The organism is Streptomyces sp. NPDC007162 (assembly GCF_040634175.1).
Classification (GTDB): Bacteria; Actinomycetota; Actinomycetes; order Streptomycetales; family Streptomycetaceae; genus Streptomyces.
The window spans coordinates 1-18,460 of record NZ_JBEYFC010000152.1 but is presented as its reverse complement, the minus strand read 5'-3'; the positions used below and the strand labels follow the sequence as shown (position 1 = coordinate 18,460).

The 18,460-nt window shown below is 70.0% G+C and carries 18 protein-coding genes, 1 tRNA gene and 1 pseudogene; 12 read left to right on the top strand and 8 right to left on the bottom strand.

The genetic code is table 11. The annotated features are described in order from the left end of the window. Nucleotides 1–124: 124 nt before the first annotated feature. The 7 genes from ABZ646_RS19840 to ABZ646_RS19810 all read left to right on the top strand — a co-directional run bounded on the left by ABZ646_RS19840 (nt 125) and on the right by ABZ646_RS19810 (nt 5,748). On the top strand, nt 125–931 hold the full coding sequence (locus ABZ646_RS19840; RefSeq protein ID WP_360520242.1) for a hypothetical protein: 807 nt from the start codon (nt 125–127) through the stop codon (nt 929–931). 14 nt (nt 932–945) lie between these two features. Then, a tRNA-Gln gene (locus tag ABZ646_RS19835) sits at nt 946–1,018 on the top strand. 130 nt (nt 1,019–1,148) lie between these two features. After that, a complete protein-coding gene (gene glmU, locus ABZ646_RS19830; protein WP_360520240.1) occupies nt 1,149–2,597 on the top strand; it encodes a bifunctional UDP-N-acetylglucosamine diphosphorylase/glucosamine-1-phosphate N-acetyltransferase GlmU in 1,449 nt (482 codons plus the stop codon). Nucleotides 2,598–2,738: 141 nt separating this feature from the next. Beyond that, on the top strand, nt 2,739–3,719 hold the full coding sequence (locus tag ABZ646_RS19825) for a ribose-phosphate diphosphokinase (RefSeq protein WP_360520238.1): 981 nt from the start codon (nt 2,739–2,741) through the stop codon (nt 3,717–3,719). A 197-nt stretch (nt 3,720–3,916) separates the two neighbouring features. After that, nucleotides 3,917–4,513, top strand: coding sequence for a 50S ribosomal protein L25/general stress protein Ctc (locus ABZ646_RS19820; RefSeq protein ID WP_360520236.1), 597 nt, complete (start codon nt 3,917–3,919; stop codon nt 4,511–4,513). Between the two features lie 74 nt (nt 4,514–4,587). Further along, nucleotides 4,588–5,205: an aminoacyl-tRNA hydrolase gene (pth, locus tag ABZ646_RS19815; RefSeq protein ID WP_360520234.1), complete on the top strand. Its 618-nt coding sequence runs from the start codon at nt 4,588–4,590 to the stop codon at nt 5,203–5,205. Nucleotides 5,206–5,259: 54 nt separating this feature from the next. Continuing rightward, on the top strand, nt 5,260–5,748 hold the full coding sequence (locus ABZ646_RS19810; protein ID WP_360520232.1) for a hypothetical protein: 489 nt from the start codon (nt 5,260–5,262) through the stop codon (nt 5,746–5,748). A gap of 86 nt (nt 5,749–5,834) precedes the next feature. On the opposite strand, the gene ppc is transcribed toward ABZ646_RS19810, so the two are convergent. Next, a complete protein-coding gene (ppc, locus tag ABZ646_RS19805) occupies nt 5,835–8,576 on the bottom strand; it encodes a phosphoenolpyruvate carboxylase (RefSeq protein WP_360520230.1) in 2,742 nt (913 codons plus the stop codon). Nucleotides 8,577–8,878: 302 nt separating this feature from the next. Here ppc and ABZ646_RS19800 point away from each other — a divergent pair, with 302 nt between their 5' ends. Together ABZ646_RS19800 and ABZ646_RS19795 are read left to right on the top strand one after the other, a co-directional pair. Beyond that, a complete protein-coding gene (locus ABZ646_RS19800) occupies nt 8,879–9,889 on the top strand; it encodes a fatty acid desaturase (RefSeq protein WP_360520228.1) in 1,011 nt (336 codons plus the stop codon). Beyond that, nucleotides 9,886–10,563: a TetR/AcrR family transcriptional regulator gene (locus ABZ646_RS19795; protein ID WP_360520226.1), complete on the top strand. Its 678-nt coding sequence runs from the start codon at nt 9,886–9,888 to the stop codon at nt 10,561–10,563. The genes ABZ646_RS19800 and ABZ646_RS19795 overlap by 4 nt, the downstream gene beginning before the upstream one ends. A 28-nt stretch (nt 10,564–10,591) precedes the next feature. On the opposite strand, the gene ABZ646_RS19790 is transcribed toward ABZ646_RS19795, so the two are convergent. The 3 genes from ABZ646_RS19790 to ABZ646_RS19780 form a co-directional block, all read right to left on the bottom strand. Continuing rightward, nucleotides 10,592–10,765: a CsbD family protein gene (locus ABZ646_RS19790; RefSeq protein ID WP_358977010.1), complete on the bottom strand. Its 174-nt coding sequence runs from the start codon at nt 10,763–10,765 to the stop codon at nt 10,592–10,594. Nucleotides 10,766–10,845: 80 nt separating this feature from the next. Next, entirely contained in the window at nt 10,846–11,208 is a 363-nt protein-coding gene (locus ABZ646_RS19785; RefSeq protein WP_360520223.1) for a VOC family protein, read from the bottom strand. Further along, nucleotides 11,208–12,035, bottom strand: coding sequence for a trans-aconitate 2-methyltransferase (locus tag ABZ646_RS19780; RefSeq protein WP_360520221.1), 828 nt, complete (start codon nt 12,033–12,035; stop codon nt 11,208–11,210). Before ABZ646_RS19780 ends, ABZ646_RS19785 begins: the two co-directional genes overlap by 1 nt. 88 nt (nt 12,036–12,123) lie before the next feature. Between ABZ646_RS19780 and ABZ646_RS19775 the strand changes: the two genes are divergently transcribed. Beyond that, complete coding sequence (locus ABZ646_RS19775) at nt 12,124–12,621, top strand: MarR family transcriptional regulator (RefSeq protein WP_360520219.1); 498 nt, start codon at nt 12,124–12,126, stop codon at nt 12,619–12,621. A 58-nt stretch (nt 12,622–12,679) separates the two neighbouring features. Here the strand turns inward: ABZ646_RS19775 and ABZ646_RS19770 are convergent, their stop codons facing one another. After that, nucleotides 12,680–13,453, bottom strand: coding sequence for a response regulator transcription factor (locus tag ABZ646_RS19770; protein ID WP_360520217.1), 774 nt, complete (start codon nt 13,451–13,453; stop codon nt 12,680–12,682). A gap of 259 nt (nt 13,454–13,712) precedes the next feature. Between ABZ646_RS19770 and ABZ646_RS19765 the strand changes: the two genes are divergently transcribed. Beyond that, nucleotides 13,713–14,171, top strand: coding sequence for a GNAT family N-acetyltransferase (locus tag ABZ646_RS19765; RefSeq protein ID WP_360520215.1), 459 nt, complete (start codon nt 13,713–13,715; stop codon nt 14,169–14,171). A 3-nt stretch (nt 14,172–14,174) separates the two neighbouring features. On the opposite strand, the gene galK is transcribed toward ABZ646_RS19765, so the two are convergent. Genes galK through galT form a run of 3 tightly spaced genes read right to left on the bottom strand, consistent with a single transcriptional unit; the run spans nt 14,175 to nt 17,358 of the window. Continuing rightward, on the bottom strand, nt 14,175–15,329 hold the full coding sequence (galK, locus tag ABZ646_RS19760; RefSeq protein ID WP_360520213.1) for a galactokinase: 1,155 nt from the start codon (nt 15,327–15,329) through the stop codon (nt 14,175–14,177). Continuing rightward, nucleotides 15,329–16,300, bottom strand: coding sequence for a UDP-glucose 4-epimerase GalE (galE, locus tag ABZ646_RS19755; protein ID WP_360520211.1), 972 nt, complete (start codon nt 16,298–16,300; stop codon nt 15,329–15,331). Before galE ends, galK begins: the two co-directional genes overlap by 1 nt. Next, complete coding sequence (galT, locus tag ABZ646_RS19750; RefSeq protein ID WP_360520209.1) at nt 16,300–17,358, bottom strand: galactose-1-phosphate uridylyltransferase; 1,059 nt, start codon at nt 17,356–17,358, stop codon at nt 16,300–16,302. The genes galE and galT overlap by 1 nt, the downstream gene beginning before the upstream one ends. 125 nt (nt 17,359–17,483) lie before the next feature. Here galT and ABZ646_RS19745 point away from each other — a divergent pair. Then, nucleotides 17,484–18,460: pseudogene (locus tag ABZ646_RS19745) on the top strand (Na+/galactose cotransporter); the annotation flags it as partial.

The window sequence follows — 18,460 nt, the reverse complement described above, 5'->3', positions numbered from 1 at the left end:
GGCTCGGTGGAGGTGCCCATGGTGAACGGACCGCCGGGGACCAGGACTTCGGTCGGTCCGGTGAACGGCGGCACCGGGTCGGGGTCGGGCGCGGTAGGACTTCGAGGCCCTACGGGAACAGGTGGTGACGCTCCGGCGGCGGGGCTACAGCCTGCGGCAGATCCGCGACGAGCTGAAGGTCTTCAACAACGACATCCTCAACCAGTTGGTGAAAGGGGAATCGCCACCGGAGTGGGCGAAGCGCCCGAACGCCAAGGACGGCCTGCGGGCAAGGGCACGGGAGTTGCGGTTGCAGGGCTGGACGTACGACCGGATCGAGGCGGAGCTGGGCTGTTCGCGAAGCTCGGTGTCACTGTGGGTCCGGGACCTGCCGCGCCCGGAGCCTCGGTACACGCCGGAAGAACAACGGGCTCTCATGCAGGAGGGGCTCACGAAGCGCCGCGCGGCTGACGACGAGGAGCGGAAGAAGACCAAGGCGAGCGCCCGTCGGGAGATCGGCGAGATGACGGACCGCGAGCTGTTCATGGCGGGCGTCGCGCTGTACTGGGCCGAGGGGTCGAAGAGCAAGCCGTACGACCGGCGGGAGCGGGTGGTCTTCGTCAACAGCGACCCGGGGGTGATCCGCGTCTACCTCGCCTGGCTCGACCTCCTGGAGGTGGACCGGGGAAGGCTGGGTTTCCGGCTCCTCATCCACGAATCGGCCGACGTCGAAACGGCGCATCGGTTCTGGGCGGGGATCGCAGAGATCGACCCGGGAGTCTTCGCCAGGCCGACGCTCAAGAAGCACAACCCGAAGACGGTCCGCAAGAACACCGGCGACGACTACCACGGTTGCCTTGTCATCAGCGTGTCCCGCAGCGCCCACTTGTACAACCGGATCGAGGGCTGGTGGAGCGGAATCGTGGCCCAGGCAGAGGGGCGTCTCGGGTAAGGTCTGAAGCGCTGTCCCCCGTGGTGTAACCGGCAGCACACTAGATTTTGGATCTAGCAGGACAAGGTTCGAATCCTTGCGGGGGAGCTCACAGCAGACAAGACCTGGGTTCGGGCCCTGACAGCACCGTCAGGGCCCTTCCTCATGTCCCCCCTGAAACGCCCCGGTATCCTGCGGATGTCACCCCCACCCGTCCAAAAAGCCGAAGGGCACATCCGTGAGCGCCATTCGCCCGGCAGCCGTCGTCGTTCTCGCAGCGGGTGAGGGCACCCGTATGAAGTCGGCCACACCCAAGGTCCTGCACGACATCTGCGGCCGTTCCCTGGTGGGGCATGTGCTCGCCGCCTCCCGCGAGTTGGACCCCGAGCACCTGGTCGTCGTCGTCGGGCACGCGCGCGAGCAGGTCGCCGCGCACCTCGGCGAGGTCGACGCGGCCGTCCGTACCGCCGTGCAGGAGCAGCAGAACGGCACCGGGCACGCCGTCCGGATGGCGTTGGAGGAGCTGGGCGGGGCGGTCGACGGGACCGTGGTCGTGGTCTGCGGGGACACCCCGTTGCTGACCGGGGAGACGCTCACCCGGCTCGCGGAGACCCACCACACCGACGGCAACGCGGTGACCGTGCTGACGGCGGAGGTGCCGGACGCGACGGGGTACGGCCGTATCGTGCGCGACGCCGGCTCGGGTGCCGTGACGGCGATCGTGGAGCACAAGGACGCCTCCGAGGCGCAGCGGGCGATCCGGGAGATCAACTCGGGTGTGTTCGCGTTCGACGGCCGGTTGCTGGCGGACGCGTTGGGGAAGGTGCGCACGGACAACAGTCAGGGTGAGGAGTACCTGACGGACGTGCTGGGGATCCTGCGGGCGGCCGGGCACCGGGTGGGTGCCTCGGTGGCCGCCGATCACCGGGAGATCGCGGGGATCAACAACCGGGTGCAGCTGGCCCAGGCGCGCCGGATCCTGAACGACCGGTTGCTGGAGCGGGCGATGCTCGCCGGGGTGACGGTGGTCGACCCGGCCACCACGTGGGTGGACGTGACGGTGACGTTCGGGCAGGACGTCGTCGTGCATCCGGGGACGCAGCTGCTCGGCACCACGCATGTCGCGGAGGGTGCGGAGGTCGGGCCGAACAGCCGGCTGCGGGACACCCGGGTGGGTGCGGGGGCGCGGGTGGACAACACGGTCTCGGAGTCCGCGCACATCGGTGCGGACGCGTCGGTGGGGCCGTACGCGTATCTGCGGCCGGGGACCCGGCTGGGGGCGAAGGGCAAGATCGGTACGTACGTGGAGACGAAGAACGCCTCGATCGGGGAGGGGACGAAGGTCCCGCATCTGTCCTACGTCGGTGATGCGACGATCGGGGAGTACTCGAACATCGGTGCGGCGAGTGTGTTCGTCAACTACGACGGTGAGAACAAGCATCACACCACCGTCGGGTCGCACTGCAAGACGGGGTCGGACAACATGTTTGTGGCTCCTGTCACGGTCGGGGACGGTGCGTACACCGCCGCCGGGTCCGTGATCACGAAGGACGTGCCGCCCGGTTCGCTGGCCGTGGCCCGCGGTCAGCAGCGGAATATCGAGGGTTGGGTGGCCCGGAAGCGTCCGGGGAGCGCGGCGGCGAAGGCGGCCGAGGCGGCTTCCCGGCGGGGCGCGAGCGAGGACTGACCGGAAACAGGTGCGCCGAAGACGTCGTACCGTGATAAGTGCACACCCGCACCTAACCAGCTGATTCGGCCCTCCGCGTCCGGCGTGGAGGTCACCGCACATGCAGCTGTACGGCTGAGACACCTCTGAGGAGACAGTGCTGTGACCGGGATCAAGACGACCGGCGAGAAGAAGATGATGTTCTTCTCCGGCCGCGCCCACCCCGAGCTTGCCGAGGAGGTCGCCCAGCAGCTGGGTGTCGGGGTCGTCCCGACGAAGGCCTTCGACTTCGCGAACGGCGAGATCTACGTCCGTTATCAGGAGTCGGCGCGCGGTGCCGACTGCTTCGTGATCCAGAGCCACACGGCTCCGATCAACCAGTGGATCATGGAGCAGCTGATCATGATCGACGCGCTGAAGCGTGCGTCGGCCCGCTCCATCACCGTGATCGTGCCGTTCTACGGTTACGCGCGGCAGGACAAGAAGCACCGGGGCCGTGAACCGATCTCGGCGCGGCTGGTCGCGGATCTGATGAAGACGGCGGGTGCGGACCGGCTCCTCACGGTCGATCTGCACACGGACCAGATCCAGGGTTTCTTCGACGGTCCGGTGGACCACCTGTTCGCGCTTCCGCTGCTGGCGGACTACGTGGGCAGGAAGGTGGACAAGGACAAGCTGACGATCGTGTCTCCGGACGCCGGCCGGGTGCGGGTGGCGGACCGTTGGTGCGACCGGCTGGGTGCGCCGCTGGCGATCGTGCACAAGCGGCGTGACAAGGACGTGGCGAACCAGGTGACCGTCCACGAGGTCGTGGGTGAGGTCGAGGGCCGGGTGTGTGTGCTGGTCGACGACATGATCGACACGGGTGGCACGATCTGTGCGGCCGCGGACGCGTTGTTCGCGCACGGTGCGGAGGACGTGATCGTGACGGCGACGCATGGTGTGCTGTCGGGTCCGGCGGCGGACCGGTTGAAGAACTCCCGGGTGAGTGAGTTCGTGCTGACGAACACGCTGCCGACGCCGGGTGAGCTGAGCCGTGATCTGGACAAGATCACGGTGCTGTCGATCGCGCCGACGATCGCGAGTGCGGTGCGTGAGGTGTTCGAGGACGGTTCGGTGACGAGCCTGTTCGACGAGCAGTGAGCTGTAAAAACGCTTCTGCATGATCGCCCGCGCCCATGGCGCTGATGATCGATTTTCCTGTGGCCTCTCGCGCCGAGTAGACTTCCCCAGTTGCTCGGCGAGGGAGGCCACGCCTCCGTTATCGACGCGCTCTTCGTAGCAGGCCGTTCGTGGCCGGGTGACCACGTTCGCATCTATCTCTACGAGGAGTGATCCACATGTCCGAGGTGAAGCTCGCCGCCCAGACGCGCACCGAGTTCGGCAAGGGTGCCGCACGTCGTATCCGCCGTGCCTCCCAGGTCCCCGGTGTCCTGTACGGCCACGGTTCGGACCCGATCCACCTGACCCTGCCGGGCCACGACCTGCTGCTCGCGCTGCGTACGTCGAACGTCCTGATCTCCCTGGACATCGACGGCAAGAGCAACGAGCTGGCGATCCCGAAGTCCGTGCAGCGCGACCCGATCAAGGGCTTCCTGGAGCACGTCGACCTGCAGCTGGTCAAGCGGGGCGAGAAGGTCACGGTCGAGATCCCGGTGCACACCGAGGGCGAGCTGGCCCCCGGCGGCAACCTGCTGGAGCACGTCCTGAACGCGCTGCCGGTCGAGGCCGAGGCCACCCACATCCCCGAGTCCGTCACCGTCTCCGTCGAGGGCCTGGCGGCCGGTGCCTCCGTCCTCGCCAAGGACATCACCCTGCCGTCCGGCGTGACCCTGACCGTCGAGGAGGACGCGGTCGTCCTCCAGGTCCTGGCCGCGCAGGCCGAGGAGGCCGCGGAGGGCGCGGCCGCCGAGGGCGACGAGGCCGCCGAGGCCTGATCCTCACCTTCGCTTCATCGTTCGTCAGCCGCTGCTTCCTCCCGGGAGCGGCGGCTGGCGCGTATCAAGGAGACATGGACGTGACCACCCCCACCGGGGCCTCCCCCGCCAACGCCCCCTGGCTGATCGTCGGTCTCGGGAATCCCGGGCCGGAGTACGCGGCGAACCGGCACAACGTCGGGTTCATGGTCGTGGATCTGGTCGCCGACCGGATCGGCGGGAAGTTCAAGCGGGCCGGGAAGGCGCAGGCGCAGGTCGTGGAGGGGCGGATCGGGGCGCCGGGGCCGGCCAACCGGCGGGTGGTCCTGGCGAAGCCGATGTCGTTCATGAACCTCTCCGGCGGACCGGTGAACGCGCTGCGCGAGTTCTACAAGGTCCCGCTCGCCCACATCGTCGCGATCCACGACGAGTTGGACATCGACTACGGCACCCTGCGCCTCAAGCTGGGCGGCGGCGACAACGGCCACAACGGGCTGAAGTCGATGACGAAGGCGATGGGTGCCGACTACCACCGGCTGCGGTTCGGGATCGGGCGCCCTCCGGGTCGTATGCAGGTCGCGGACTTCGTGCTGAAGGACTTCTCCTCGGCCGAGCGCAAGGAGCTGGACTACTTCGTGGACCGCGCGGCCGACGCGGTGGAGGCGCTGGTGACGGAGGGGCTTGAGCGGGCGCAAAGCTCGTACAACTCCTGACTTGTCCCCTACGGAAGTTGACCGGCCGTAGGAATATGGCCAATGATCCCGGCCATGCCTGCTGCCTCCTCGACCTCCTCCCGTACGGCTCCGGTCGACGCGCTGCGTGTCGTGGCGATGGGCGCGGTCGCCGTGCTGATCCTGGTCGGCGGGGTGTGGGGCTCCTGGGGCACCGCGCAGCACGTGATGCTGACGAAGGGCAAGGAGCGGGGCACGGTCACGGTGGCCTCGTGCGGTGCGGACACCTGCACGGGACCGTTCACCCCCGTCTCGACCGGTGCGTCGGCGCGCTCCCGGGTCGTCATCGGCAAGTCGGTCGCGGTGCGCAAGGGGCAGACGTACGACGTGATCGTGAAGCCCGGCACCGAGGACGTGGTCCGGTCGGGCCCCGCCGGGATCCTGTACTCGTGGGTGCCGCTGGGCGGTGCGCTGCTGCTGGCGTCGGTGGTGGTGGCCGGGGGGCTGCGGCTGACGCGGGTGGCGTGGGTGCTGGGCGGTTCGGGGATCGCGCTGCTCACGGCGGCTTTCCTGGCGGTGCAGTAGACACCCGGTGCAGTGGACACACACGGCTGTGCCCCGGGTGTACGACCTGTACGACCCGGGGCACAGCCGTGTCCGAAGGGTGGCGGTCAGCCGGTGTTGCGCAGGCCCGCCGCGACGCCGTTGACGGTGAGGAGGAGGGCGCGGGCGAGGAGCGGGTCGGGTTCGGCGCCCGCCGCGGCCGCGTCGCGCTGGCGCTTGAGCAGGGTGACCTGGAGGTAGGAGATCGGGTCCAGGTAGGCGTCGCGGATGGTGAAGGTCTGCTTGAGGGCCGGGGCGGCGTCGAGCAGTTCGGTCTCTCCGGTGATCTTCAGGACCTCGGCGACGGTCAGTGCGTGCTCTTCGCGGATGGTGTCGAACACGTGCTTGAGTTCGTCGGGGACGAGGGTGTCGACGTAGTGCTGGGCGATGCGCAGGTCCGTCTTGGCGAGGGTCATCTCGACGTTGGAGATGAAGTTCTGGAAGAAGTGCCACTGTCCGTGCATCTCGTCCAGGACGGTGTCGAGGCCGGCCTCGCGCAGGGCCTTGAGGCCGGAGCCGACGCCGAACCAGCCGGGGACGATCTGCCGGGACTGGGTCCAGCCGAACACCCACGGGATGGCGCGCAGGCCGTCGAGGGAGACGCCGGAGCCGGGGCGGCGGGAGGGCCGGGAGCCCAGGTGCAGGTCGGCGAGCTGGTCCACCGGCGTCGACGCGAGGAAGTACGTCGGCAGGTCCGGGTCCTCCACCAGGCGGCGGTAGGCGGCGTGGGCGGCGTCGGAGACGACGTCCATGGCCGCGTCCCAGCGGGCGAGGGCTTCCACGGACTGGCGGGGGGCCGTGTGCAGGGCGGAGGCCTGGAGGGTCGCCGCGACGGTCAGTTCCAGGTTCTCCCTGGCGAGGGAGGGGATCAGGTACTTGTCGGAGATGACCTCGCCCTGCTCGGTGACCTTGATCTCGCCTTCCAGGGTGCCCCAGGGCTGGGCGAGGATCGCGTCGTGGGAGGGGCCGCCGCCGCGGCCGACGGTGCCGCCGCGGCCGTGGAAGAGGCGCAGCCGCACCCCGTAGCGGTGGGCGACGTCGCGCAGTCGGCGCTGGGCGCGGTGGATCTCCCACTGGGAGGTGGTGATGCCGCCGAACTTGGAGGAGTCGGAGTAGCCGAGCATGACCTCCTGGACGTCCCCGCGCAGTGCCACCAGCCGCCGGTACGAGGGATCGGAGAGCATGTCCTCCAGGATGGTGTCGGCGGCCTTGAGCTCGTCGGTGGTCTCCAGGAGCGGCACGATGCCGATCTTCGCCCAGCCGGCGTGCAGGTCGAGCAGTCCGGCCTCGCGGGCCAGCACCGCGGCGGCGAAGACGTCGTCGGCGCCCTGGCACATGGAGATGATGTACGACTCGACGACCTCGGGTCCGAAGACCTCCAGGGCCTTCTTCACGGTCTGGAAGACGCCGAGGGTCTTCTCGCCGGCCGCGTCGACGGGTGCCGGGGTGGGCGCGAGGGGCCGGCGGGAGCGCAGTTCCTTGGCGAGGAGCTTGGCGCGGTACTCGCGGGGCATGTCGGCGTAGCGCCAGGACTCCTCGCCGAGGCGGTCGAAGAGCTGGCCGAGGGCGTGGTGGTGGGCGTCGGCGTGCTCGCGGACGTCCATGGTTGCGAGCTGGAGGCCGAACGCGGCCAGGGTGCGGATCGTACGGGCGAGGCGGCCGTCGGCGAACAGGCCGCCGCGGTGGGCGCGCAGGGAGGTCTGGATGAGGCGCAGGTCGGCGAGGAGCTCGGCGGTGCCGAGGTAGTCGTGGCCGGTCTCGTGCGGGGTGCCGGTGGCCAGGCGGCGCTTGGTGTTCTCCAGCTTCTGCCGGATGCAGGTGGCCTTGAGCCGGTAGGGCTCCTCGGCGTTGAGCCGCTTGTAGCGGGGGCTGATCTCGGGGAGCCGTTCCAGGTCGGCGCGGAGGGACTCCAGGAGCTCCTCGGTGGCGCCGGTGTAGCGGATGGAGTTGGAGAGGAAGCCGCGCAGTTCGTCGATCATCTCCAGGGCGTCGTTGATGCCGTGTTCGTGCTGGAGGATGAGGACGTCCCAGGTGACCTGGGGGGTGACGTTGGGGTTGCCGTCGCGGTCGCCGCCGATCCAGGTGCCGAAGGTGAGCGGGCGGGTGTCGTCGGGGAGCTTGACGCCGACCCGTTCCAGCTCCGCGGTGAGGTCCTCCAGGACGTCGCCGACGGCGTCGGCGTGCAGCTCGTCCAGGTAGTAGATGGCGTTGCGGGCCTCGTCGGCGGGTTCCGGGCGTACGACGCGCAGCTCGTCGGTCTGCCAGACGAGGTCGATGTTCTCGGCGAGGCGGACGTCGGTGCGGCGGCGGTCGGACTCGATGACGGGGGTGTCCAGGAGCGCGGCGATGCGCCGGAGCTTGTTGAGGACCGAACGGCGTGCGGCTTCGGTGGGGTGGGCCGTGAACACCGGACGGACGTTGAGGTTCTGGACGGTCTGGCGCAGGTGGTCGGCGTCGGCGTCCTTGAGCCGGTCGGCGGTGCGGGCGAGCAGGCCGCCCTCGGCGCCGCGGCGGGCGCGCAGCTCGCGGCCGCGGTGCACCTGCTCGGTGACGTTGGCGAGGTGGAAGTAGGTGGAGAAGGCGCGGACCAGCTTGGCTGCGGTCTCCAGTTCGATGCCGCGCAGCAGGTCGGCGGCGGCCTCGCCGTCTTCGCGGGTCAGGCGGCGGACCCGCTCGACGAGGTCCAGCAGTTCGGGGCCCTCCTGCCGGACGAGGGTCTCGCCGAGGAGGTCACCCAGTCGCCGGATGTCGGCGCGCAGCTCACTGCTGGTCGTCGTGGCACTGGTAGTCAGGTCGTCGGCACTGCTCACAGGTGCGGCTCCTTGCAGTGTTGAAGCTCGTCTGGAGGGGAACCCGTCCGTCGGCCGCGGCGGGCGTGCCCCGCATACGGGCCGGACATCCGGGAAGGAAACAGAGCGGACCGCGCTGTCCGACCGACTCAAGGATAGGTGTCCATGAGGACGCGCAGGCTGTCGGGCTCTCGCTGTGAGACGCCTCGCTGCCATACTTACGTCGCCGTAGGTTACGGAACCGTAGGGAATGAGTTCTAGAGTCCCGTGCGGTGGCCGCGGATCGGCACCTGTCTCAACCCTCGACCCCACAGGGGACGCGCATGACCTCTTCTGGTTCCGATGTGATCGAAGACGCCCAGAAACCCACCGCTACCTCGCCCTCGTCCGCCACTCTGGGCGGCGAACAGAAGGGTTCGATCGAGCAGATCACCCTTTTGCTCTTCATCGTCGTACCGTTCCTCGCGCTGCTGGCGGCGGTGCCGCTGGCGTGGGGCTGGGGTGTGAGCTGGCTCGACCTGGGTCTGCTGGTGTTCTTCTACTACCTGGGCTGTCACGGCGTGACGATCGGTTACCACCGGTACTTCACGCACGGGTCGTTCAAGGCGAAACGGCCGCTGCGGATCGCGCTGGCCGTCGCCGGCTCGATGGCGGTGGAGGGGCCCCTGGTGCGATGGGTGGCCGATCACCGCAAGCACCACAAGTTCTCCGACGCGGAGGGCGACCCGCACTCCCCGTGGCGGTACGGGGAGACCGTGCCGGCGTTGATCAAGGGTCTGTGGTGGGCGCACATCGCGTGGATGTTCGATGAGGAGCAGACCAACCAGGAGAAGTACGCACCCGATCTGATCAAGGACCCGGCCATCCGGGCGGTCTCGCGGCAGTTCGTCTACTGGACGATGCTGTCGCTGGCGCTGCCGCCGCTGATCGGCGGTCTGGCGACGATGTCCTGGTGGGGCGCGTTCACCGGGTTCTTCTGGGGTTCACTCGTGCGGGTGGCCTTGCTCCACCATGTGACGTGGTCGATCAACTCGATCTGCCACGCGGTGGGCAAGCGGCCGTTCAAGTCGCGGGACCGCTCGGGCAACGTGTGGTGGCTGGCGGTGCTGTCCTGCGGGGAGTCCTGGCACAACCTGCACCATGCCGACCCGACCTCCGCGCGGCACGGTGTGGAGCGCGGGCAGCTGGACTCGTCGGCGCGGATCATCCGCTGGTGCGAGCAGCTGGGCTGGGCGTACGACGTGCGCTGGCCGTCACGCTCGCGTATCGATTCACGCCGTAACACCGGGGACGGCGGCTCCCGGCAGGGGGCGGAGTCCGCGAAGGCGGCATGATTGACGCCGTGGCGACCGACTCCAGCACCCCCAGTCCCGACGGCAAGCAGCGGCGGACGCGCCGCACCCGGATGACCGGGGCGGAGCGCCGCCAGCAGCTGCTGGAGATCGGTCGCACCCTCTTCGCGACGAAGGGCTTCGAGGGCACCTCGGTGGAGGAGATCGCGGCGAAGGCCGGGGTCTCCAAGCCGGTGGTGTACGAGCACTTCGGCGGCAAGGAGGGGCTGTACGCGGTGGTGGTCGACCGGGAGATGCGGCGGCTGCTCGACATGGTGACCAGCTCGCTGACGGCCGGGCATCCGCGGGAGCTGTGCGAGCAGGCCGCCTTCGCGCTCCTCGACTACATCGAGGAGTACACGGACGGTTTCCGGATCCTGGTCCGCGACTCCCCCATCCCGCAGTCCACGGGATCCTTCGCGTCGCTGATCTCCGACATCGCCACCCAGGTGGAGGACATCCTGGGCCGCGAGTTCAAGTCCCGCGGCTTCGACCCGAAGCTGGCCCCGCTGTACGCACAGGCGCTGGTGGGCATGGTCGCGCTGACCGGCCAGTGGTGGCTGGACGTGCGCCGTCCGAAGAAGGCGGAGGTCGCCGCGCATCTGGTCAACCTCGCCTGGCACGGTCTGGACGGCCTGGAGCAGAAGCCGCGGCTGATAGGGCACCGGAAGGCGTAAGGCCCCGGTGCCCTGATATCAGCGTCTCTCAGTGCTTGAAGACGTCCTTGATCTTCTCCTTGGCCTGCCGGGCGTCGCCCTTCGACTGCTCCAGGCGACCCTCGGACTCCAGCGGCACGTCGCGCACCGCGCGCCCGCCGACCTCCTTGGCCTTGCCCTTGAGCTGTTCCTTCTTGCCCTTGGCCTTCTGGTGTCCTGACACCGTGGGTCCCTCCTGACGCGGAGAACGTGCGTGGGGTCACCGGTCCGGGTAACCGGGAGCGGGCCGGGGCAAACGGCGGCTCAGCGCATCGGTTCCAGGAACTCCAGGCGGTTGCCGACCGGGTCCTGGGAGTAGAAACGGCGGTGTCCGGGGAGTTCGTCGTCCCAGATGACCGGGGCGCCGCCCGCTTCGAGCCGTTCGGCGACGGCCTCGATGTCCGTGACCAGCAGCCCCGGGTGGGCCTTCAGGGCGGGGCGGAAGGCCGCCTCGGCCCCCAGGTGCAGGTGCACGGTCCCGGCCCGGAACCAGCAGCCGCCGCGCGCCGCGAGCACGGGCGGCTTGGGGATCTCGGTCATGCCGAGGAGGTCGACGTAGTACGCGCGCAGCAGGTCCTCGGAGCCGGGTGGCACGGCCAGCTGGACGTGGTCGAGGGCGGTGAGCATCAGGCGTCCTCCTTCCGGGCGACGGCGAAGATCCGCCGGAACGGGAACGGGGTGCCGTGCGGGCCGGCCGGGTAGGCCTCGCGCAGGGCGGTGCGGTAGTCGGCGAGGAAGGCGTCACGGGCCTCGGGGTCGTCGGCGAGGGCGGTGAGGACGGGGCGCAGGCCGGTGCCCTTCACCCAGTCGAGGACCGGGTCCTCGCCGGTGAGCAGATGGATGTACGTCGTCTCCCAGACGTCGGCGGCGCAGCCGAGGGCGGTCAGCCGCTCCAGGTAGGCCTCGGGCGCGAGGACCGCGTCCTCGTGGCGGAGGGTCTCGGCGAGCCGGCCCTGCCAGCGGGCGGAGTGGGCGAGGTCGCGCATCAGCCGGTGGCTGGGGGCGGCGAAGTTGCCGGGGACCTGGAAGGCGAAGGTGCCGCCGGGGGCGAGGGCGGCGGTCCAGTCGGCGAAGCGTTCGGGGTGTCCGGGGACCCACTGGAGCGTGGCATTGGAGACGATCAGGTCGTACGGCGCCTCGGGGGTCCAGGTGCGGACGTCGGCGCCCGAGAAGTCCAGGCGGCCGCCGCCGGCGGTGGGGCCCTCGTACTCCACGAGCGCCTTGTCGAGCATGTCGGGCGAGTTGTCGTAGCCGGTGATGTGGGCGGTGGGCCAGCGTTCGGCGAGCAGGGCGGTCATGTTGCCGGGGCCGCAGCCGAGGTCGGCGATGCGGGGGCGGCCGGCGGTGGATGCGCCGGGGAGGCCGGGGACGCGGGCGAGGAGGTCGGCGAAGGGGCGGGCTCGGTGGCCGGCGTGGCGGAGGTACTGGGCGGGGTCCCAGGCGGGAGTCGTCATGTACTCCACCTTCCCCACCCGATATCTCGATGTCAAGAGACTTGATGTCAAGAGACTTCATGTCGACACAACCACTACACTGATCGCCATGGAGGACGAGGTCGATCGGCTGGTGGCTGCGTGGCGCCGGGAGCGCCCGGACCTCGACGTGGAACCGCTTGAGGTGCTCAGCCGGGTGAGCCGACTGGCCCGGCACCTGGACCGGGCACGTCGGCTCGCTTTCGCCGAGCACAGCCTGGAGCCCTGGGAGTTCGACGTGCTGACCGCGCTCAGGCGCGCGGGCACCCCCTACCAGCTCTCCCCGGGCCAGCTGCTGACGCAGACCCTGGTCACCTCGGGGACGATGACCAACCGGATCGACCGGCTGGCCAAGAAGGGGCTGGTGGAGCGGTTGCCGGACCCGAGCGACCGGCGTGGTGTGCTGGTACGGCTGACCACCGAGGGCCAGGACCGGGCGGACCAGGCCCTGGCCGGACTCCTCGACCAGGAGCGGGCGATCCTCGGCGAGCTCTCCCGCATGCAGCGCTCCGAACTCGCGGGACTGCTACGCCGGCTGACCGCCCCGTTCGACAACATCCCCGGGTAGGCGCTCCGCTTACCCCGGTGCCCGTCCGGGGCACTGCCGGACCCGGCGTCCTGAGCCGTCAGGCGCTGCTGCTCTCCTCCGGCATGATCCGCCCGGCGGGTCCCAGGTCCACCGGCCCCACCCCGGCCCGCCGCGCCAGGGCGACGGCGGCCAGGGTGCTGTGGACGCCGAGTTTGCCGAGGACGTTCTGCATGTGGGTGCGGACGGTGTGCGGGGACAGGAACAGGCGCTCGGCGACCGCCTTGCGCCCCAGGCCCGCCACCATGCACCGGAGTACTTCCCGTTCCCTCGGCGTGAGGGACTCCACCAGCCGTTCGCTCTCGGTGCGGTGCTTGCGGGCGGCCGTCAGCTCGCGCAGCACCCCGGTCAGCAGGGCGGGCGGCAGGTGCGTCTCGTCGCGCAGGACGCCCCGGATCACGTTCAGCAGCCGGGACAGCGAGCAGTCCTTGGCCACCCAGCCGCAGGCACCGGCCTGCAGGGCCAGGGCCGCCCGCCGCGGGTCGTCCCGCTCGGCGAGGACGACGACCCGCACGGCGGGATGCGCGGAGCGGACCCCGGCGACCAGCGATATGCCGTCGACCAGCCCCTCCTCGTTGGCCACCTGCACCGGCACGGCCGCCCGGCCGCCCGGCAGTTGACCGCCCAGGTCGGCGTCGACGAGCAGCACGTCGTAACGGCGGCCCTCGGCGACCGCGCGCTCCAGGCAGCGCAGCGCCGCCGGACCGCTGCCGGCCGCGGACACGTCGACGTCGGGCTCGGCGGCCAGTGCGGCGGCCAGCGACTCGGCGAAGATGCGGTGGTCGTCGACGACCAGAACTCGGATGCGAACCACGAAACCCCCTTCCCCAAGCTCCTCAAGAGCAGGGGATACCCCAAGGTCCGGAGAACGACGACCCATGCGGACACGACACCCGAGCGAGGAGCGAACCGCACGGCCGCCGCCGTGCCTGAACAGTTACCCCACCACGGGCGTCGTACCCGGCTTGTCTCGCCCCCTGATCAGCACCGGCCCCCACCGGTACTGCTCATCAGAGTACGGCTGGGCGCCGGGAGCGGAAGGCAATTTGCAGAACTGTCCGACGGACGCGTTTATGGTGTGCCGCATGTTTCGTATTGAGGCGGAAGTCGACAAGGAACGACGTGATCTGCTCCGCGCTCGGCTGCTGGCCACCAACACCGCGGCCTCTCCCGTGCTGGCGGCCCTGCGCGGCACCCCCGCGGAACGCGAAGTGCCGCTGCACGTCTGGGCGATGGACGAGCGTACGGGCGACCTGGGCGGCGGCCTCGTCGGACACACCTGGGCGTCCTGGCTGCACGTCACCTATCTGTGGGTGGACGCCCGCCGGCGCGGCAGGGGGCTGGGCGGCCGGCTGCTCGCCGAGGCGGAGCGCATCGCCCGCAAGGACCGCGACTGCACCGCCGCCCGCCTGGAGACCTGGGACTTCCAGGCCCCGGGGTTCTACCGGAAGAAGGGGTACGAGGTGGTGTGCGTGATCCCCGACTACCCGCCGGGGATCACGGAGTACACCCTGACCAAGCGGCTGGCCTGAGGCTCAGCCCGCCTTGCGGGCACCCGCCGACGGCACCGCCTCGAAGACCCGCGGCGCCTTGAACCCGGCCGCCGCGAAGGCCTCCTCGACCGCCTTGGTGACCGTGTCGACGTCGGCCGTCTCGGCGAGGACGATCGCCGAGCCGCCGAAGCCGCCGCCGGTCATCCGGGCGCCCAGCGCACCGGCCGAGTTCGCCGCCTCCACGACCAGGTCCAGCTCCGGGCAGGAGACCTGGAAGTCGTCGCGCAGCGAGGCGTGGCCCTCGGTGAGGACCGGTCCGATGGCCCGGGTGTCACCGGCCTCCAGGAGGGCGACGACGCGTTCGACGCGGTGGTCCTCGGTGACGACGTGGCGGACCAGGCGGCGTACCTCCTCCTCGTCGCCGAGGCGGTCGAGCGCCGCGTCCAGTTCGCCGTAGGGAACGTCCCGCAGGGCGTCCACCCCGAGCAGGGCCGCGCCCTTCTCGCAGCCCGCGCGGCGCTTGCCGTACTCGCCGCCGCTGTGCGCGTGCTTGACCTGGGTGTCCACGACCAGCAGCCGCATGCCCTCGGCCGCGAGGTCGAAGGGGATCTGCTTCTGCGAGAGGTCGCGGGTGTCCAGGAACAGGGCGTGGCCGGCCTCGCAGCAGGCGGACGCCGTCTGGTCCATGATGCCGGTCGGCGCGCCGACGTAGACGTTCTCCGCGCGCTGGCACAGGCGGGCCAGCTGCCAGCGCTGGAGACCGAGCTCGTACAGGTCGTTCAGCGCGAGGGCGATCACCACCTCCAGGGCCGCGGAGGAGGACAGGCCGGCGCCGGTCGGGACCGTCGAGGTCAGGTGGACGTCGGCGCCGGTGACCGGGTGGCCGGCCTCGCGCAGCGCCCAGACCACGCCCGCCGGGTACGCCGTCCACTCCTGGTCGGTGCCGGGTTCCAGGGCGTCGAGGGAGAGTTCGACGACGCCGCCCTCGATGTCCGAGGAGTGCAGGCGCAGCACCCCGTCGGTACGGCGGGCCACCGCGGCCGTCGTCACGTGCGGCAGCGCGAAGGGCATCACGAAGCCGTCGTTGTAGTCGGTGTGCTCGCCGATCAGGTTGACCCGGCCGGGAGCCGACCAGACGCCGTCCGGTGCGGTGCCGTACAGCTCGGTGAAGCCCTCACGGATCTGCTGTGCCCCCACTACTGCTCCCTTGCTGCGCTTGCGATGGTCTGCGCGAACTCCCAGGCGTCCGCGACGATCCCCGCGAGGTCCGCGCGGGTCGGGTGCCAGCCCAGCTGCTCGCGGGCGGCGGCCGCCGAGGCGACCAGGACGGCCGGGTCGCCGCCCCGGCGCGGGGCCACCCCCTCGGGGATCGGGTGGCCGGTGACCTGCCGGACGGTCTCGATGACCTGGCGGACCGAGAAGCCCTCGCCGTTGCCGAGGTTGCAGATCAGGTGCTCGCCGGGCCGTGCGGCCGTGAGCGCCAGCAGGTGGGCGTCGGCGAGGTCGGCGACGTGGATGTAGTCGCGGACGCAGGTGCCGTCGGGCGTCGGGTAGTCGTCGCCGAAGACCGAGACGGCCTCCCGCTTGCCCTGGGCGACCTGGAGGACCAGGGGGATCAGGTGCGACTCGGGGTTGTGCCGCTCGCCCTGCGCGCCGTACGCGCCGGCCACGTTGAAGTAGCGCAGGGAGACCGCGCCCAGGCCGTGGGCGGCGGCCTCGCCGGTGATCATGTGGTCGACGGCGAGCTTGGTGGCGCCGTACGGGTTGGTCGGCTTCGTCGGCGCGGTCTCGACGATCGGGACCTGGTCCGGCTCGCCGTAGGTGGCCGCCGTGGAGGAGAAGACGAGCTTGCGCACGCCCACCTCGCGCATCGCGCCGAGCAGCGCCATGGTGCCGCCGACGTTGTTGTCCCAGTACTTCTCGGGCTTCACGACCGACTCGCCGACCTGGGAGAACGCGGCGAAGTGCAGGACCGCCTCGTAGGAGGGGTCGAGCCACTTGGCGGCGTCGCGGATGTCGCCCTCGACGAAGGCGGCGCCCGCGGGGACGCCCTCGCGGAAGCCGGTGGAGAGGTTGTCGAGGACGGTGACCTCGTGGCCCGCCTCCAGCAGGTGCTGGGCGACCACACTGCCGACGTAACCCGCTCCGCCCGTCACCAGGTACTTCATCAACTCGCTACCTCTCGCAGTCGCTCGGCCGCGCGCTCCGGCGGCACGTCGTTGATGAACACGCTCATGCCGGACTCGGAACCCGCGAGAAACTTCAGCTTGCCGGACGATCGGCGGATGGTGAAAAGCTCGAGGTGGAGCGCGAAGTCGTCGCGCGTGACACCCTCGAACTCCTCCAGCGTCCCGAACGGCGCCTGGTGCCAGGCGGCGATGTAGGGCGTGGGAGGTTCACCCTCACCGAAGATACGGTCGAAGCGCCTCAAGAGTTCCAGATAAACCTGGGGGAACTCTGAGCGCGCCGCCTCGTCGAGGGCGAGCAGGTCGGGGACGCGGCGCTTCGGGTACAGGTGGACCTCGTAGGGCCAGTGCGCCGCGTAGGGCACGAAGGCGACCCAGTGTTCACTCTCAAGGACGACCCGCTCGTCGGCGAGTTCACGTTCCAGGACAGCGTCGAAGAGGTTCTCTCCGCCGGTCGCCTCCTTGTGTGCCGCGAGTGAACGCAACATCAGGGCGGTGCGCGGGGTGGTGAAGGGGTAGGCGTAGATCTGCCCGTGCGGGTGACCGAGCGTCACGCCGATCTCCGCGCCGCGGTTCTCGAAGCAGAACACCTGCTCGACGGAGGGGAGATGCGACAGTTCCGAGGTCCGGTCGGTCCATGCGTCGAGGACCAGACGGGCCTGCTCCTCGGTGAGGCTCGCGAAGGAGGCGTCGTGGTCCGAGGTGAAGCAGACCACCTCACAGCGTCCGGAGTCGCCGGCCAGCGAGGGGAAACGATTCTCGAAGACCACCACGTCGTACGACGAGTCGGGGATCTCGCTCAGCCGGTCGCCCTCGGTCGGGCACAGCGGGCACTGGTCGGCCGGCGGGTGGTAGGTGCGGCCCTGCCGGTGCGAGGCGATGGCGACCTGGTCGCCGAGCAGCGGGTCCCGGCGGATCTCCGAGGTGGTGTGCGTCCGCTCCAGCGGCCGGCGGTCCACCGCGTCCCGCACGGTGTCGTCACGCAGGTCGTAGTAGATGAGCTCGCGACCGTCGGCCAGCCGGGTCGAGGTCTTCTTCACTGCGGACTCCCGTTGATCGAGTCATCCAACCTTCAAACAGAACCGAACACACCAAAACACAACTCACCACGCCAGTCAACATCGGAATCAATCAAGGTGAGACAACGAAAGTGTTGAATTACTGGGTGCAGAACCCCACAAACGCCCCGTACTCCCCCACATACCTCGCGGCGGGGCTACGGCTCCCCACCAACGGCCTGGACTACACGATCCTGGCGATCTACTTCGTCGTCGTCCTGGGCATCGGCTTCGCGGCCCGCCGCTCGGTGAAGACGAGCCTCGACTTCTTCCTCTCCGGCCGGTCCCTGCCCGCCTGGATCACCGGCCTCGCGTTCATCTCGGCGAACCTGGCCGCGACCGAGATCCTCGGCATGGCCGCCAACAGCGCGCAGTACGGCGCGTACACCGTGCACTGGTACTGGATCGGCGCCATCCCGGCCATGGTCTTCCTGGGCCTGGTGATGATGCCCTTCTACTACGGCAGCAAGGTCCGTTCGGTCCCCGAGATGCTGCTGCTCCGCTTCGACAGAGCGGCGCACCTGCTGAGTTCGATCCTGTTCGCCTTCGCCGCCATCCTCATCGCGGGCGTCAACCTGTACGCCCTCGCGATCGTCGTCGAGGCGCTGCTCGGCTGGCCCCAGTGGGTGGCGATCGTGGTCGCCGGCGCGTTCGTACTGGCGTACATCACCCTCGGCGGCCTCTCCTCGGCGATCTACAACGAGGTGCTCCAGTTCTTCGTGATCCTGGCCGCCCTCATCCCGCTGTCCGTGCTCGGCCTGAAGAAGGTCGGCGGCTGGAACGGCCTGGTCGACAAGCTCACCGCCACCCACGGCCACAACTTCACCACCGCCTGGGGCGGCACCGGCATCGGCTCCGCCAACCCGCTCGGCGCGAACTGGCTGACCATCGTCCTCGGCCTCGGCTTCGTCCTCTCCTTCGGCTACTGGACGACGAACTTCGCCGAGGTGCAGCGCGCCCTGTCGGCGAAGAACCTGTCCGCCGCGCAGCGCACCCCGCTGATCGCCGCGCGGAACCGGTCCCGACGGGCGGCCCGCACGCGTGTGTCGGAGGTCTTCTTCGGCTCTTCGCCCGCCTTCGCCTC